This is a genomic window from Quyinboa mangrovi (assembly GCF_042219825.1).
Classification (GTDB): domain Bacteria; phylum Bacteroidota; class Bacteroidia; order Bacteroidales; family UBA5342; genus JBHJHP01.
In genome coordinates this window covers 462,230-479,924 of sequence record NZ_JBHJHQ010000006.1, presented here as the reverse complement: position 1 = coordinate 479,924, position 17,695 = coordinate 462,230, and the positions used below count along the sequence as shown (strand labels likewise).

7 protein-coding genes are annotated in these 17,695 nt (G+C 38.7%); 2 read left to right on the top strand and 5 right to left on the bottom strand.

Annotated features, from left to right (window positions below):
- The first annotated feature begins 6 nt into the window (after nt 1-6).
- The gene (locus ACE1ET_RS15170; protein WP_375729271.1) at nt 7-2,460 is read left to right on the top strand and encodes a hypothetical protein; all 2,454 of its coding nucleotides are present in this window, start codon (nt 7-9) and stop codon (nt 2,458-2,460) included.
- A gap of 142 nt (nt 2,461-2,602) precedes the next feature.
- Here ACE1ET_RS15170 and ACE1ET_RS15165 read toward each other — a convergent pair whose 3' ends face one another.
- The 3 genes from ACE1ET_RS15165 to hsdR are packed head-to-tail and all read right to left on the bottom strand — an operon-like array spanning nt 2,603 to nt 8,191.
- Nucleotides 2,603-4,363, bottom strand: coding sequence for a restriction endonuclease subunit S (locus ACE1ET_RS15165; RefSeq protein ID WP_375729270.1), 1,761 nt, complete (start codon nt 4,361-4,363; stop codon nt 2,603-2,605).
- A 1-nt stretch (nt 4,364) separates the two neighbouring features.
- Complete coding sequence (locus ACE1ET_RS15160; RefSeq protein WP_375729269.1) at nt 4,365-5,846, bottom strand: type I restriction-modification system subunit M; 1,482 nt, start codon at nt 5,844-5,846, stop codon at nt 4,365-4,367.
- On the bottom strand, nt 5,843-8,191 hold the full coding sequence (gene hsdR / locus ACE1ET_RS15155) for an EcoAI/FtnUII family type I restriction enzme subunit R (RefSeq protein WP_473774478.1): 2,349 nt from the start codon (nt 8,189-8,191) through the stop codon (nt 5,843-5,845). The genes ACE1ET_RS15160 and hsdR overlap by 4 nt, the downstream gene beginning before the upstream one ends.
- A gap of 546 nt (nt 8,192-8,737) precedes the next feature.
- Between hsdR and ACE1ET_RS15150 the strand changes: the two genes are divergently transcribed.
- Nucleotides 8,738-9,790 carry a saccharopine dehydrogenase family protein gene (locus tag ACE1ET_RS15150; RefSeq protein ID WP_375729268.1) on the top strand — a complete coding sequence of 351 codons (1,053 nt, stop codon included), beginning with the start codon at nt 8,738-8,740 and terminating at the stop codon, nt 9,788-9,790.
- 463 nt (nt 9,791-10,253) lie between these two features.
- Here ACE1ET_RS15150 and ACE1ET_RS15145 read toward each other — a convergent pair whose 3' ends face one another.
- Nucleotides 10,254-10,553, bottom strand: a complete 300-nt coding sequence (locus ACE1ET_RS15145; RefSeq protein WP_375729267.1) for a helix-turn-helix domain-containing protein — start codon at nt 10,551-10,553, stop codon at nt 10,254-10,256.
- 381 nt (nt 10,554-10,934) lie between these two features.
- Nucleotides 10,935-17,690: a carbohydrate-binding protein gene (locus ACE1ET_RS15140; RefSeq protein WP_375729266.1), complete on the bottom strand. Its 6,756-nt coding sequence runs from the start codon at nt 17,688-17,690 to the stop codon at nt 10,935-10,937.
- Nucleotides 17,691-17,695: the final 5 nt, after the last annotated feature.

Here is a 17,695-nt window from a genome sequence, read left to right as displayed (position 1 = left end):
TATATAATGTTAAATAACTTAAATATTGCAAACTCATTATTAAATGATTTAGATGATGATGACATCAGAGAAATTCATAAAGATTATATATTAAGTAAAGAATATAATTTCAATTATGTTATTGATGCTGATGAAATTGTTGATTTTTGTTGGCCTTTACGAAATGATGTTGATAAAGACATTGGAGTAATTGCTGATGAACAATTTATATTAGAGTTTTTGTTTTTAGCAAAAAACATTAAAGTTTATTTTTTAAATGATTATTTCAATGAGCTAATAAATATCCGTGCATTTCTACTTAGTACACTTAATAATCAATATACTAAAGATAATATTGATAAATACATTGACGTGTTGCAATATTATATCGAAAACCTGGATAAAAATGTTGAAAATAATGATTTGTTTGTTAAACTTGTTATTCAATCATACTCATTTTTGTTATCAATATCAGAAGGAACTATAGGTAATGATATCAAAACCTTTAATGACCTTATGGCATCTCCCAATATCAATTTCGAGGGTAAAATTAAGGACTTAAAAATAAATAACTATTTAGAACAATATAAAAAAGATTTAAAGCTAATAAATAAATTATATGATTTTTTGCAATCAAAAAGAAAATCAAAATTCCATGATATTAATGCAGTCTTAAAAACTTACCATTTAACAAAAACATCTATTTCAAACAATGAAAAAGAGTTATTCTTTTTTCTTTCTTCATCAACTATGGAAGTAAAATCCCTTCGAAATACAATATTCGAGAACAGGTATGAAAATTCATTTAATATCAATAAATTACCTCATTCTTATTCTCTTATTAGAAGTAAAAAACAAATTTTTGCTTACTTAATTTATAATCTTTTTGGTAAGGATTCTTTTTCCAGTGAGAATAAACCTGATACTATTGAATCCTTTGATAGATTCTTTAAAACTTTCAAGGAAAGCATTCATGGATTTAATGAACACATTATCGACAAAAAGGAATCTGACAGAAACTTTATGTTAGTTAATATGTTGAAGGAAAGTAAATTCGCAAATAGAGAGATAATTGAAAATTTGACGATCCGTTATGCAGAAAGGAAATACCTCAACAAAATAGATGAAAAGAATAAAATAAAAGTTGAAGCAATACAGCGATTATTTCATTATAGACCTAACCAAAATGAAAAGAATAATTTAGTTTTAATTTTTAATAATTTACTGGATAAAGTAAATGATGTTATAAGTTCAAAATTCTCAACGATTTCTATATTTCAAGAATATAAAGACATAAAGAATTTCGTCACACATTCATTATTAGAAATGAATGTCTTTGATGAATTTCTTAATAAATTAGAAAGTTCTATTTCTGAAGTTGAACTGGACAGAGGAGCTGATCCAGTTGAAAGTACTTTTAGTGCTTTTCCAGCTCTATTTGAGTATAATTTTTATAAAAATATATTATTACCTCTTTTATTAAAAGTCAAAAATGAAACTTTTGGAAGCAGCAGTGAATTAACTAAATTTATTAATTTAAAAGGTAATATTGAAGACTTATCAAAGTCTAATCTTCTTCCCTATATTTTATATATTTTAACACTAGTGAAATATAAAAGTTCAGGCAGGGGATATTCAAACAATTTCTTAGCATATAAATACTCTCAAGATTTAATAAAAGAAAAAAGTCAAAGTATTCATGCAAAGAAATCAGAAATAACAGATGATAATAGTAGTGGAAATTTTAATTTATTCAAACTTGAACAAGAATTAGCTGATATTTATGCCATTGCATGTTGGGCAGCTCGAAGGAGTAGAAAATATGTATTCGCTTATGATTTATCGAAAGAAGCACAAAACATTTTTCCTAACGATCCTAGATTTGATTTTTCACTTGCTTTAATAGGTTATTGTTGGAAATATGAATATGAAAAGTTACTCAGGTATGAAATTTCATATAGTGAGTATTTTAGTGAAACGGGTAAAGGATCGATACTAGATTATGGCAATAATGCAATTGAAAAATTCAGAAAAATTAAAGGATATAACACCCTAGAACATTTAAAGTTTTCCTTTATTGCTGTTTTAAATTTTCAAGCGTTTTGTTATGTTGCAAAATATAAAGAAGTATTTGAAATTAGAAATTCTCAAAGTGGAAGGATTAGATTAAGAGGAAAAAAACAGCAAGAATTTCTTTTATATTCAAGGCAGTTTATGGAAGAACTAAAACAATTGTTTGATATAACTGATAATAGTGAAAAGAGAATTAAACTTCAGAATTTTCCTGAATACATACACACAGAGACTTTTTTAGATTATTATGAAATACAAAACGACTTATTTTTTAATAGAAATTTTAATCTTGAAAAAAAATTGAGTTGTGCAATAGAAGATATCAACTTAGCAATAAAAAACAGCACCAATAGAGTTGGATTAAGAAAAAGATGTATTCATCTTCTAAACAATTTAAAAAATGTTTAAATCATTTTGTAGAAAGAGAAAGCATCTCCGGTATTTTGATGTACCTTGTAAAGAATAACTAACACTTATATATTTGTAAGTATTCAATGGGGAAACGAAAAAGTTGTTTCTGACAATTTCGAGTTTATAAAAGAAATTAAATTTACCTCACCGCCCTCTCCACCACCGCATCAGCCAGTTTTACTTTTATTTCCTGCGAGGCCACAATGCGCTCTTTTAGCTGGTCACAAAGAGCCATTAATTCATCGACTTTGGTAACAATTCGATGCTGTTCTGAAAGTGGTGGCAACGGGAAATAATAATTTAAAACGCTATTAGCTGAAAGGTTGGGTTGAGCAGATCCATTATCAAATCTAAATAATTGTTGTTTTGCAAAAGGACTGGTCAGATATAGGAAGATAAAATGTTTCATTTCCTTAAACACTGGTCTGATAATCATCAATGAAGAGGCAATCGCACCTTCCTCATAGGGCTCCACAAAAGCAGTTTTACCAAATGTTGCACCTCTCAGACAATAAACTAAATCATCCCTCTCAATTTTACCACTGCGAAGCGAATCATATTTTTCACGTGTGATAAAGTTCATGTCTCTGGTTGTAAGTTTTCCAGTCGGCTCAATGTGTCCCGTATTTATCCACGCAACTCCTTCACTTACATATTCACTCTTGTTCGGATAATTTTTTCCCCTGTCACCGTTTATAAATTCACTAAATAATCCAAATTTAATCCATTCCCACCCCTCCGGCAATTCAAATGGTTTTTCGTCTTCTGTAATTTCAGGCAAGGGCTTTTGCTTTTTAAGTTTGCCTTCTTTAATCAGTTTAAGCTTTTCGGCTTCAATTTTCTTTAGCAATTTACTTGCCGGCTCATCGTTTTTATCCTGTGGCACCAGTTTTCCCATCACAGCCAGTTGCAGAATCGTTTGTTTAAGCAGGTCAATGCTTTCTTCGGTGGTGAACAGAATATCAAAGTGTGGTTCCAGGTGTTGCCAAGCGGCGTTTAATGCTTCGGCATCTTTGGCATCGGTTAAGGTTTTTAAAAGTGCTTTTACCAAAAGCAGGTGCGTTTCAATGTGGTTCATTTGCTGTTGTTCCAGCTTATCACAAAGTGCCATCAGTTCATCTACTTTGGCAACAATGCGGTGTTGCTCAGCAAGAGGTGGAATTGCTATGGGCATTAATCCAAGTTTGCCAAGATATATACCTTTTTGGGCAGTCCCTTTTCCATGAAAATCATAGTATCTTGTACAATTCGGGGCTATTAATTGCATTGAAAGAAAACGAGAATTTAACGGAGAACTAATTACAGCCACACTTCTTTGTAAAACAAATTTTGGTGCATTTTCAGGAACAACAGCTGATCTGCCTAACGAAGCAACAATTGTCAGTAGTATATCATTAGGTTCAATCAAGGTTCTCTGATTTTCAATTTCAAAATCTTTGGATGTAACAAATCGAGTTGGATTATAGAAGTCAATATATCCATTAGTTACATTTTGACTACTCAACATTGGGAATCCCTTTCCAGAGTTTTTTGGTGGATTATGTGAACCATCTGTCAATTTAGTGCATATATTTTGTAATCTTGACCATGTCCAATTTTTTGGTACATTATGTGGCTTCTCCGCACTTGTAATTTCAGCTATTTTTTTTTGCTTTTTGATTCTTCTTTCTACAATAAACTTTTCCTTATGTTTCTCAATTCTTTGTAGCAACTTAATCGCTGGTTCATCTTCTGCATCTTGCTCCACCAATTTTCCCCGAACTGCCAACTCCAAAATCAATTCCCTCAATCGATTAATTCCATGCAAACTTAAATTGTCAATACCGGCTTTTTTCCCTTTAGATTTTTGCGTTTGCGCGGTTCCCCAAATATTGAAGCTGTCAACCAAAGTTTCAATCATATCAGTTGTCTCCGTTTTTGGTTAAGGATTCCGTCAGTATTGCTTTCAACTGCTGGTGCAGGCCGGCAATTTTTTCCTGCTGATGGGTGTATTTCTGCAACAATTCGTCCGGGTCGTGGCTTTCCTGTTCAGCCTCATGCGGGTTTTTAATATCCAGGTTGTAGTTTCGGGCCACTATGTCTTCCCTGCGTACTTTCCATGCCTGTTCATTTTCAACCCGTGCAGCAAAGTTGTCGCTTTCATCGCCCCACCAGCTTATTTCCGGTTTAAACTCCTCAAAGCGCATGGGCTTGGTTTTGTTATAGCTTTTTACACCATCCGGATAAGGATGCTCATAATACCAAATTGTTTCGGTGGGTTTACCCTTGCTAAAAAACAAGAGGTTGGTTTTTATACCGGTGTATGGATTAAACACACCGTTTGGCAGACGTACGATGGTGTGCAGGTTGCATTCCTCAAACAGCTTTTCCTTAATACGGGTCTTAATGCCTTCACCAAACAGAAAGCCATCGGGCAACACCAGGGCTGCTCTGCCATCGGTTTTCAGCAGATGCATAATGAGCGTTAAAAACAGGTCAGCCGTTTCGCGTGTACGGTAAGCAGAAGGAAAGTTGTGCTCAATGCCGTCTTCTTCCATCCCTCCAAAAGGCGGATTGGTCACAATCACATGTACCCGGTCTTTAGGTTTATAATCGCGCAGTGGCCGGCTGAGCGTATTGTCGTGCTGAATATTAATAGGTGTATCAATGCCGTGCAAAATCATATTGGTGGTGCACAACATGTGCGGAAGCGTTTTCTTTTCTACCCCGAAAATGGTTTTCTGCAATTTCTTTTCATCGGCAGGTGACTTCACAAAATTGTTGCGCTTATAGTCAATCACATTCGTCAGGAATCCACCGGTTCCGCAGGCAGGATCCAACACCAGTTCATCCAGCTGTGGTTTTACCCTGTCCACCATAAACTGCGTCACGGCTCGTGGTGTATAAAATTCACCGGCATTTCCGGCACTTTGCAGGTCTTTAAGTATTTGTTCGTAAATATCGCCAAACAGATGACGGTCTTCAGATGCGTTAAAATCAACTTCACAGATTTTATTAATGACCTGTCGCATCAGGGTCCCCGACTTCATGTAGTTGTAGGCATCCTCAAACACATTTTTAATCACCAGGGCCCGTTTACCGTCTTCACCCTGTGTGTTGAGTTTGGTCTTTAAGGTTGGGAAAAGCTGAAGATTCACAAAATCCGACAGCTCCTCTCCTGTCATGCCTTCCGGATCAGCCGCCCAGTACCGCCAACGCAAATGTTTTGGCAAAGGAGAACTATAGGTATCGTCCAGTAACTCCAATTCTTCTTCGCGGTCGTCCACGATTTTTAAAAATAACATCCACACCAACTGGCTTATGCGTTGTGCATCGCCATCCACTCCTACATCCTTGCGCATAATATCCTGAATGGATTTTATGATGCCCGAAACATTACTCATGCTGTTCTATCCTGGTTAAATAATTCGTTTTCAATTTCCCTGACAGCCTGCTCGTACTGCTGTTTGCCTCCAAAAATATTTTTTATGATCTCCAATGGTGTACCAAAATTACTGAAAGGTTTTAACTGAAGAACCCTTGGATTTTCAATACTTTTTACACCCTTGTCGGCATAGTTGTCAAGCAATGCATTAATCACAGCCCTTGCCTGCTCGCCATACTTTGTAAAATAGTTGCGCTTTTTCACATTGTTAGCGCGTTCCTTTCGGGTAAGTGGCGGTTGGTCAAATGCCACATGGCAAATCAGATCAAAGTCGCCATAATCCTTTCCAACCAGTTCTGACAGGTTTTCAAGCACCACGCCATGTTCTTCCAGTTTTTCAACAATCTCCATTTTCTTCTCCGCTGAATTCCAGCTTTGCAGAAAATCATTCAATGACGCATACTCAGACTGCACACCCTTTCTTGAAAACTCTTCATACGATTCAGTAATTAAGTTTCCTTCGTTACTAATGTATTCCACACGCTCATTTAGGATCCATACCGGAACGCCATCCACTACGTATCTTCTGGCACCTGATTCATCATCATCTGAACCAATATCCTCATCGTCAACTGGTTCAGGATCCGGTGGCACGGGCGGATCGTCATCATCCGGTTCATAAATTACCACGGCTTCACCATCAAAGTCAGGATCATGAAACAGGTCGGTCGCCCGTTTAATATCCATGATGGTGAAAAAGTATTTATTAAAGTCCTCGTCAATGCGTGTTCCCCTGCCAATAATCTGCTTAAAGGTGGTCATTGAATTGATGGTTTTATCCAGCACAATGAGCTTACAGGTCTTGGCATCCACGCCCGTTGACATCAAATCGGATGTGGTGGCTATGACCGGGAATTTGCTTTCAGGGTCAATAAAATTGTCGAGTTCAGCTTTGCCTTCCTTGCTGTCGCCGGTAATGCGCATCACATACTTTGGATTATCCGTAGCCAACTTTCCGGCAGCGTTTACAATAGCTTTTCGCATGCGTTCAGCATGATCGATGTCCTCACAGAAAATAATCGTTTTATCAAAAGGATTGGTGGCATTCAGAAACTTCATCACACGTTTAGCCACAAGTTTGGTTCGCTGGTTCAGTACCAGAATCCGATCCATATCTGCCTGGTTATATAGCCGAGCTTCTATTTCATTTCCCAGATTATCGGTCATTCCGGCTGGTGGTGTCCATCCATCTATGTCTTTATCTATGTTTATTTTTACTACTTTATAAGGCGCCAGAAAACCATCCTCAATGCCCTGCTTTAAACTGTAGGTGTAAACCGGATCATTAAAATAGGTGATGTTAGACACGTATTTCGTTTCCTTGGGGGTGGCTGTTAAACCCAACTGAATGGCACTGTCAAAATATTCCAGAATTTCACGCCAGGCAGAATCATCGGCAGCACTTCCACGGTGACACTCATCGATAACGATCAAATCAAAGAAATCGCGCGACACGTTTTTAAATATCTTATCTGCTTCATCTGTTCCCGTAATAGCCTGGTACAATCCAAGGTGGATTTCGTATGATGGATCAATCTTCCGGTTCTTAATTTTAGTCATCACTGAACCAAAAGGTTTAAAGTCGTTCACCAGGGTTTGATCCGCCAGTATATTGCGATCCACCAGAAACAACACCCGCTTCACCTTTCTGGCCTTCCATAAACGCCAAATAATCTGAAAGGTGGTATAGGTTTTACCGGTACCGGTTGCCATGACCAACAGCAATCGTTTTTCACCACTGGCTGCTGCTTCCACTACCCTGTTTATGGCTTCTGTCTGGTAATACCTTGGTTCCTTTCCTGAACCATCAGAGTAATAAGGCTCTGTGGCTATTTTTTCATCTTCCTCTTCAATACCACGGAATTTTTTGTAGCGTTGCCACAACTGCTGTGGAGATGGGAATGCATCCAGAGGAAATTCCGTTTCGATGTCTTCACCATCCGCAGGCATTTTATTGTGCGATGCAAAAGCATCCCCGTTTGAACTAAACGCACTGGGGATTTTCATGATATCAGCATAACCCAATGCCTGCTGCATACCGTGACTGGCGGAATGATTATTATCCTTAGCTTCAATAACCGCGATGGGAATACCAGGTTCCCATGACAACACATAATCAGCAAATTTCTTTTTCTTCTTATTGCGGGCAGACATTTCGCCACGCACAATTACAGGTCCCGGAGTAAGCGTCACTTCACGACGAATTTGCAGCATCTGATCCCAACCGGCTTCTTTAATGGCCGGTGTGATGTACAGATCACAAATATCCGATTCGCTAAGTTCTTTTTTGTTTATCTCACTCACAGAAATTCAGGTTAAATGAAACCAAGTTGTGGTTTTAAAACTACTGATAATTCTTAAAAATCCACAGGACTTTCAAAGATAATAAAATTTAAACCTGATTGTCATTTACAGTGACTGTCAACAGTAAACATTTTGCTTTGGAGAATAAGAATTAGCTTTAAAGGTATACCGTTATACGAAGGTATCCATTTTCCGAATACCATATTATCAGTATTATACAGGCGAATACATTTAACGGAATAACATATTATCAATACATATACTAACCGTATATCGTATATTGGCGTAATACGAAACTGGAATACCGTATTATAAGCATATTATTTTGGCGCATACCGGAATACGTAAGTAATATGAGCGTATTATGTGCGAATACCCAAAAATGTGTTCCCAAAGGTAAACTACCAAAGTTTTTTAAATGTGTATATAGAATTTAACAAACTACAATAATCCGGTTGTATACGTTCTGAACTTAATTTTACGGTTATTGTTACTTCGTTAAGTGGCTCTATCCAGTTGCTGATGGATAGTTTAAATTTCGAAACTATGAAACAAAATTTAATGATTTACGGCGCTACAGGATTTGTTGGTCAGGAATTGGCGGCCATGGCTGTTAAACAAGGTCTGAAACCGATTCTTGCAGGACGAAATAAAGACAAGTTGAAACCGCTGGCTGAAAAGCTTGGTCTGGCATTCCGGGCATTTGATTTGAATGATGCTCAGTTCATTAAAGATAATTTGTCTGGTATTACGGTAGTGTTGAATTGTGCCGGTCCGTTTAAATACACCTGGAAACCACTTGTTGAAGCCTGTGTAGCTAATGGAGTTCATTACCTGGATATCACCGGAGAGATTCCGGTATTTGAGGGTATAGCTTCCTACCATCAGCAAGCAAAGGAAAAGAAGGTGATGCTGCTTCCCGGTGCCGGTTTTGATGTCACCCCAACGGATTGTCTGGCAATGTATTTAAAAGAGAAACTTCCTACAGGCACCAGATTGGATCTTGGCTTTTTCAGCGATGGCCCTGCAGGTCTTCCACCAGGCACGAATAATACCATGATAGAACAGATACCATATGGCAACCGGATTCGTCAAAACGGCGAACTCATTAAACCTCCAAAGGGCATTAAAACCAGGTTAATCGATTTTGGCAAGGGCATACAAAAGTCCGTCCGGCTCACCTGGGGTGATGTATTTACTGCTTACCAAAGCACAGGCATTCCCAATATTGAAGTGTATGCTTCTTTTCCTGAAACGGTTATAAAACAACTTAAAATGATTGAAGCCATCAGGCCCTTATTAAGTCTGCCCTTTGTGCTGAATCTGCTCAGAAAGAGAAAAACCCAAGGCTCAACCGAAGCAGAACGTCAGCAGACAGTTATGCATGTTTGGGGTGAACTAAGCGATGAAAAAGGAAATAAAGTAAGTGCCCATCTGCATGGTCCTGAAGGAGGTGTGGTTTGGACATCTGAATGTGCCCTGGCTATTGTCAATAAAATATTATCCGGGAAGATTGTCCCCGGTTATCAAACACCGGCTAAAGCTTACGGTGCGGATCTTGTTATGGAATGTGATGGGATAAGCAGGGAAGATTTGTAAGCCTAACGGATATTTACCTATTTAGTGGTAATCTTTTCAGTCCGTTTTGACTTGCGGCCTTGATTTGCTTCCATTTCATCAAAAGAATTCATCTCCGGCCTTGATTTACATGACGTAATTAACCCAGGGTTTCATTCACTTCGTTCATTTACCCTGGGCTACAATAATAATACCCTTTCAGGGTATTCTGGCGCGCCTTTAAAAGAATCTTCCTGTTTTTGTACGAACTACCCCTCTTTATTTCGAAGAGAAGCGGAGAAAAAGAGAGGGGTCGGTTTGAAAGATTCGAACTGTTTATACAGAGCGGGGTGAGTCATCTTCTCAGGCCCTTCATACCTACGGCCTTAAATTCAAAAATAATTTTTAAAAATTTAATTTCTCTGTCTTTATTTAAAACAAGATATCAAATACCGGGGCAACCCTCGTAACAACAAGTGCTGGTGTAACCAGAGAAGATTTATAATCACCCAGAACGCCCTCTGTTCGTATAATTTTCAGATAATAACCGCTCTACGTCGGTACTTTTGTAATAGACCTTCCCTCCCACCTTTGAATACGGAAGCATTTTAGTATGCCGCATATTCTGCAAGGTCCGCTGACTGATTTTCAGTTCAAGCATAACATCCTGGTTATCCAGCCACTTCTCAGATAAACCACCTACTTTTGTTTTCAATTCTGAATCAATTTTCTGATTCAGGTTTTTAATTTCATTAAACAGTTCATTCACTGTTTTTTCTTCTATTAATACAAAACTGTTGCTCATAAGAATGAAATTTTTATGGTTAAAACTTGTCATCCTGAGCATGGCGCCTTCTCGTAATGACCCTACAAAGGTTGCTCAACTAAAAAACGGAAGTTTGGTTTGCGTTGCTTTTCGTTGCTTTTCCTGACAATAAAGTGCTATAAAGTGGTTTGCGGTGAAGACATAAGAAATGCAAGCCTGATTCGAAACCATTCACATAACAGAAGATCATTTTGCTGGATTTTAAAGAGTTACGAATGCGGTGGTAATTGGGGAGTTTAAATTTTAGGAAATAGATAACTCACTTTTAACCAGAGGAATAAAAACCGGTTTAGGTTCTCTTAAGAAATGTATAAAAGAAACCTCCTGCAAATGCCGGAGGTTTCTTTTATTTTAAATTGATTATTTATTTTCAATTAAAAGTACCTTTTTCGTGCTGACTTTTTTATCAGTCCTTAGTTTGAAGTAATATATTCCGGGAGGAAGATTCCCTGCATCAAACGAGTAGTCATAAGTTCCATTTGTCATTTTAAAATCGACCAACCTGGCCACTTCAGTACCTAATGCATTAGAAATTATCAAGCTGACGTGAGATGGTTCTTCAATTGAAAACCAAATGTATGTTTGATTTGAGAACGGATTAGGATAGATTGTAAACCACTCCGCATCATCCATTTCAGGTATATCAATATCTTTCAACCTAAACAAAACCGGATTTTTAATCGTCCCATTAATCTTATCAATACTGAAGTAGATCTCTTCACCAATGAGCGGCATGCTTATTTGATGCATTTTATCCCATAAAACAACATCAACTGGCTTTCCTGCATCGGCCAGATCGCCATGAATCATAGCAAAAGCCATATTGTTTTGCATCGCTTCGATATACAGTACAGGAGCGCTTCCTCTCAATTCACCATCAATGAAGATCTGCAGACTCAGTCCTTCTGTTGAATTCAGACCATCCGGAATTAATACAGCCGTCAGTGTCATATTGTATTCATGTTCCCTTGACAGTTCTCCAGGAGAAACCGATTTAAGCATATCAACGGATCCTTCTTTTTCTACAAACAATTTATATCCCCATCCAGGACGGAAGTACTTAAGATCTCCAATCCAGGTCTCCGTACTTTCATTGTAGCTGGCAAAGGTATACTGACTTTTCAGAATATCGCCTTCAGAAACTGCCATTCCATCCAAGACATCATCAACACTCATAACACCGGGTTTCGGATATCCTATCCAGTTCCAACTTGGATTAAGAGATATGGATGAAACTGCCGGATCAGATCCTACCATACTTAAGGTATCTGCGTGACTGCTCAGATAAATCATATATCCTAAGCGCGGATCAACAGACGATAAACCACCCAGCCATCCTGACGAAATATTATACTGAGAATAAGCCGTTTGTGATTTGAGAGTGATGTCGTTTGACGATGTAGGAGGCGTGATACTTTCAAAGACTCTCGCCAGACTCATATCCGGACTTTCCTTATTGACAGATATCCAGGTCCAACCTTTTGAAAGTTCAACATCCTGAATGCCACCTTCCTTATGCAGTATGAACGGATATTCAGCATTACCCACAAACCCGTTGTTAAAGAAAGTCAGTTCTTCAACCGCACCGTACTCAATTCCGTTAAGTCCGTCCCACATTCTGAATTTAACGACCTCGCCGCAATGCTGATTTCTGACATTATATTCCGGGAAGTTTATCCAGTTCAGGTCAAATTCTCCTGTTGTCGATTGGATTCTGAACTTATGTGTTCCTTTTTCGATGGCAAGCGAAGAACTGATAGTGTTATATACAGCCAAACTTCCTGTATTCGGAACAACGATATTTTGAAGTAATATCCCGTCAATATATAGTTCAACATTACTTGGATTTATACTTGCTACCCTGAATTCAATCAAATGATCGGCATCTTTTGTTGCATAGATATCAAAATCCATCCAGTTGGTTTTCTTAAAGCGCTCCGCAACAGAGCTTACACCATTATCAACAATTTCAATATCCTGAACACTGTTATCTTCCACATTTTCTTCTGCTTCGAGAAGACTGCTGTTCTTACCGGCTATATTGCTGTACACATTAATAAACGCGGCAAATTTATCCAGTTCAGGTATGTAGCTGATATTTCCTACTCCTCTCAAATCGCCATCTATGTATGCAGCAATTTTATCGCGAAGTCCGGTGGACAGGTTGATATCTCCTTCATCAGAACTAAACTGGGCCGTGATGTTCATATTATATTCATAGTTGGATTGATTCACTTTCCAGTTTTTATCTTCTGCATATAATTCAAGCACCACAGAAAGAATTTCAGGTACATCATCGACCATTGCGACAACCTGTCCGTTATATAATCCCGGGCTAAGGTCCGGTACAGCATGTAACTGAATGGTATAACTATTACCAGGCAGTATTGAGGCAGATTTAACCGACGGCGTCAGCCAATCCGGCCATTCGGTAATGGTAAATGCTTTGCTGACTACGGCACTGTTATCAAGGTTAGCACTAATAATAACATCGTCGGTTTCCACTGCGGACAGAAAGACACTTTCAGGATTCCAGGACACAGGACTTACATTTACAAGGAACGACCACTTAGTAGTATATTTCTGCACATTAGCATTATTATCCTGAATGCCACTTACAACAGCAAAAAGTTCAACTCCTTCTAGATCCTGTTGGACAAAAAGATCAGTATCAGGAACCAGAACCAACTTATTACCGTAGCATCCAACGCTAATTGGGATTTCTGTTGAATCATCCCGCATAAGCTTAATATTATCAGTTTCATAGCTTCCCAGATCGCAATTAATATCTTTGTCAAATGTTACGCTGATTTCCTGTCCAAGTCGCAGATAACCATCTGAAGGCGTCGGCATACCAAATGGAGCAAGTGATGTCCTGTCAATAATTCCCCGTTGTTCAGATGAGTAAGAGAATCCACCTTCCGGTCCACAGTATGATTTGGCCCTGAGACGATAATTCCCATCGTTAAGATTGGATACATCGAATGCATAATCATAAAAATTCTGCGTTAGTTGATTCTTTAAAATGGTAAGATCGTCAACCCAGCCCTGGCCTTCTTTTTTATACTGAAGCGTAATACTTTGCAGCAAATCGTTGTTCGCATCATACCCGGTGAAAGCCACATCCAGGATATCGTTGTTGTTTTGATTAACCATCCATCCGTCCCCTGGCAAGTGAAGGGCAACATTGGAACATTCACTCTGGAAATTAACAAAAATCCATGCCGTATCGCCACTGGTTATATCGCCTCCTTCATCCCAGAGGTCCATTTCGCATGATGGAAACATCATAATTCCAATAGAATCATAGTTTGATGCCAGAGGGCCCTTTCCCACTGTAAGCGCCACATTGGTTTCCTGGTTATAATCCATCCAGAAGGATGCCGCGCCAAAATTAATTATCTGACCGGCAAGTTTTACCAAAGCACCGTCCGGGTTGGACGTTGAAATTACCTGAACACTGTATTCCCTGGTTTCCCGGCTCTCACTTTGGTTAAGCAGTTTGGCTGTAAATACAGCCTCTCCACCGATGGGAACATTGTTAATTTGTGGCGGATCGATTATGATTCTGGCCTTATCCCTCGCCTGGGTTCCGGGTTCATGAGGACAACTCGATGTGCCTGTCACCACGCAGAAAGCTGGAACTCCGTAGGCAGTATCTTCTTTTATGTCAACGCTGAAGAAGTCACCCATGTCTCCGTCATCTAAGGTATAGCCAACCGTTCTTTTGGAGGTTGCATCTTCCCCGGATTCTCCTTTGGTGGACCATCTGAATTTTCCCGTAACTCCTGTTTCAATGTCAATCCAGGCGCCTCCTCCCTCAAAGTTGATTTTGGCTCCTATTGCGAATTCGAGATTTACAAAGGCGTTATACTCAAATGATTCAGAGGACTTTTCTGAAGACGTGTATGTATTTTCAAATGGCGCCCCCGCACTAAATGAGACATTCTCTTTAAATACAGCTCCTGTGTCCCTGTTATAAGCATTCCTGGCTAAAATATACTCCCAGTGCAGACTATCAAATAAAAGCTGGTTGGCCTGTATTTTTTCTTCTTCTGATAAATCGCTGGTATCTCTGCCGGCAAGAATAAGAGATCGCAATTCACCCAGTTTTGGCAGAAGGGTATATCTTAAATGCTTTTCAGTATATATAAAAGTGGTGGCGAATCCTGTAACATCCATAGTCGGAATAGTTCTGATTACAGGTTTGCATTCATCAAAATCAAAGGTAAGTTCATCACCTATTGCAAATTCCTGATTCAGAGAAGCACCAATATATACATCTCCATCATTCCCTGCTAAATTTCCCATATCAGAGGTGGAATATTTTTTATTAAACGTTACAGTAGTTTCGTATCCCTCTCTGTTATATTCATCGGTTCCGGCAGCAAGGCTGAATTTAAGGTCTGCAGCCGTACCACCTTCTAAAAACAGGGCCTTAACCTTTGAACCGAGAACAGTATTTAAATATACGCCAGCCTCTCCTCCATATTGAACCTGGGTAGTTTGGAAACTTCTGAATTCAGTTCCTTCTTCCACGGTTGCCACACTTTTGTCTCCCGGAGGATCGTGCAGAACCAGGAAGGGCAGTTCAGGCGAACGTGTAAAAAAGGAGGGAGCCTGAATTTGTACCCCGGTAACCATTACCCAGAATTGCTCAGGATCAGCATCGAGGAATCCAACTTCGGGAAGAACATAGATAAATTTTTGGTGATTATGAGTTCCTTCGCTTGTGGCAATTTCAGGTAATCCAGCTTCGACCGTATAAAAAGCAAAACCATTAACAATAGGTACTTCCACCGGTTTGTCGCTTTGATCGCTCACTGCATCGAAAATGCGTAATACTCCTTCTTTAACAGGACAATTCCCCAGCTCTTCCACCACTTCAAAAACCAAAGGATAGGAAACATTTTGCTCCATCAGAACAATTGTATCATTTCCACAATCAACAACCCTTGCACCGGCATCTTCAAAATTGACTGTTATTTTCAATGGTGAATGGTATATAAAGTCTGCAGCCGGAATAACTTCACTTCGGACAGTATCAATGATTGTGTTATAGGTTGTGTCCGGAAGGGTGACTACCGTTGAACTATCAGGCAAAACAGTTATTTTACCCGGAGTAATGATCATGGTATCCCGCGTTGTTATTACCTCTGCCGTATCCCTGACTGTCAAATCAACACTAACAGGATTGTTCCCGATCTGATCCATAACATTAGTATTTACCGAGTCAATATCGATGATCTGTATATTATATTTACGGGCAGGTAAATTACTGATGGTTAACAATCCGTTCGCATCTGTGTATAAAATATCTTCGTAACAATTACCTGGAGAAGTAATCCTGATTGTAGCATATTCGAAATTTTTTGAAACCGGATTTCCACACCCTCCCTGTACCTTCACCTTTATGCTATCAACCTGCATATCCGTAAAGTTTATGTTGCTGATGTCTCTGTTAACATTATATGTCACTGATGCAGCACCAGCACCGTTTTCAAAACGGTGATGAAGAAATACCGGTGTGAAAGTATATGTTCCTTCTTCCTGTATTGAATGTTCCCACTCTCCATTCGCATGTGTGTAAATACCTCTGCTCTGATTATTTATTTTTATTTCCACATCTGGCACACCACATACAACTTTATTCGGCGAAGGGGGAAATGTAATCCGACCGGTAACGGTAAAAGAACTTTCGTCTGTAAAATCAGCTCCGGTGCTTGTTTTCGCACTGACATCGAGAGACCTTATTATTGTATCGGGGGAAAATATATGCGTAAATCCTCCAGCTGATTTAGTAGGGACAATTGCAAATTCAGCTTTGTCATAATAATAAATATTACGAATTTCATAGTGCCCGTCAGCGCCAGTTGTGGCGCAATAGCCATTTTCAGGCATTGCAATTGCTCCATCCGGTATATCTGTAAGTAGTGTCGCGCAAACAGTAACGTTACTTACACCGGCATTCTGCAGAGATTTCACATATCCTGAAATAACACCATTTGGCAATATGTATCCTGTATCAGAAACTGCAGAGAAAATCCGTTCTGATTTGATAGGTGTAACGTAATAAACATAATTATAGCCGGGAATGATATCCAAGTCGTAGTAAGAAGTTGAATTTTTACTTAATATTTCTATTTCTTCTTTATCTGAGCTCTTGGGGATGCTCCTTTCGATACGTATATTTTCAGAAAATGATGACAGGTCGTCCCAATTGATCTTCACCTTTCCGGTATATGTTCCTTCAGATGCAGTTACTGAAAAATTTTTAGATTTCCCTGAAACATAGTTGTCCATTGTTCTTGCCGATTCATGTCCATTCCAACCATCAGTATTAGTTGTTACCCAATAAAAATATTCTTGTCCATTTCCCACGTTGTTATCAGTCCATGAACGGGAGTCTGCAGGAAGTGTAGCTACAAGGGATGCTAAATATGGATTAATGGAGCTGCCACGGTATACACGATAATACAGAATATACTGTGTTGTATCAATCATTACGGTGTCAGGTATTTCTGATCCTTTCTCCCAGGTCAGATTAATTTTATCATAAAAGTTTTCTGTAGAAGCTTCAATATTTGCAGGCGATTTGATTGGTTCTGTTGATGCATAGATTGCCACAGAATAGATATGTAAGTTGAAACATGTATCTTTGTCAGTCTCACTTAAAGCCGGATTTGGTTCCCATTCACCTGTCTCCTGATTTTCTTTAAAACCACTCCAGACCCAGAATATATCGTTACTTGCGCAAGCGTCACAATTCGACTCGTAGCGCAAGGCCCATCTTCCCCAAACCTGAGGACCAGTAACGTACTCAACGGTATCAGCAGTAAGGTGCCCATTACCACTTTCAATGCGTTTCTCAAGGTATTCAGGAGTATCACCATTTTTATATATATCCAGGTAATATTTTTCCTTTTTCTCCATTACACAATCGCATATAGCCGAGTTCGCGCCAGAATAAATAAAGGTTAGTTTGTAATCCGATCCGCCGGAAGAAATATCTACCGTCATATCAGGATACTTTCTCTTACTAACTCCAGATACGTCAATGTTTATTCCTGTTAATACAACAAGAATAATTCCGAAATGTAAAAGTTGTTTTCTCATTGGGA

What these genes read in the sequence shown, in the direction of transcription:
- ACE1ET_RS15160 (WP_375729269.1), bottom strand. Translation starts at nt 5,846, where the DNA reads ATGAGTAATGTTTCGGGCATCATAAAATCCATTCAGGATATTATGCGC.
- ACE1ET_RS15165 (WP_375729270.1), bottom strand. Translation starts at nt 4,363, where the DNA reads ATGATTGAAACTTTGGTTGACAGCTTCAATATTTGGGGAACCGCGCAA.
- ACE1ET_RS15140 (WP_375729266.1), bottom strand. Translation starts at nt 17,690, where the DNA reads ATGAGAAAACAACTTTTACATTTCGGAATTATTCTTGTTGTATTAACA.
- ACE1ET_RS15170 (WP_375729271.1), top strand. Translation starts at nt 7, where the DNA reads ATGTTAAATAACTTAAATATTGCAAACTCATTATTAAATGATTTAGAT.
- ACE1ET_RS15145 (WP_375729267.1), bottom strand. Translation starts at nt 10,553, where the DNA reads ATGAGCAACAGTTTTGTATTAATAGAAGAAAAAACAGTGAATGAACTG.
- ACE1ET_RS15150 (WP_375729268.1), top strand. Translation starts at nt 8,738, where the DNA reads ATGAAACAAAATTTAATGATTTACGGCGCTACAGGATTTGTTGGTCAG.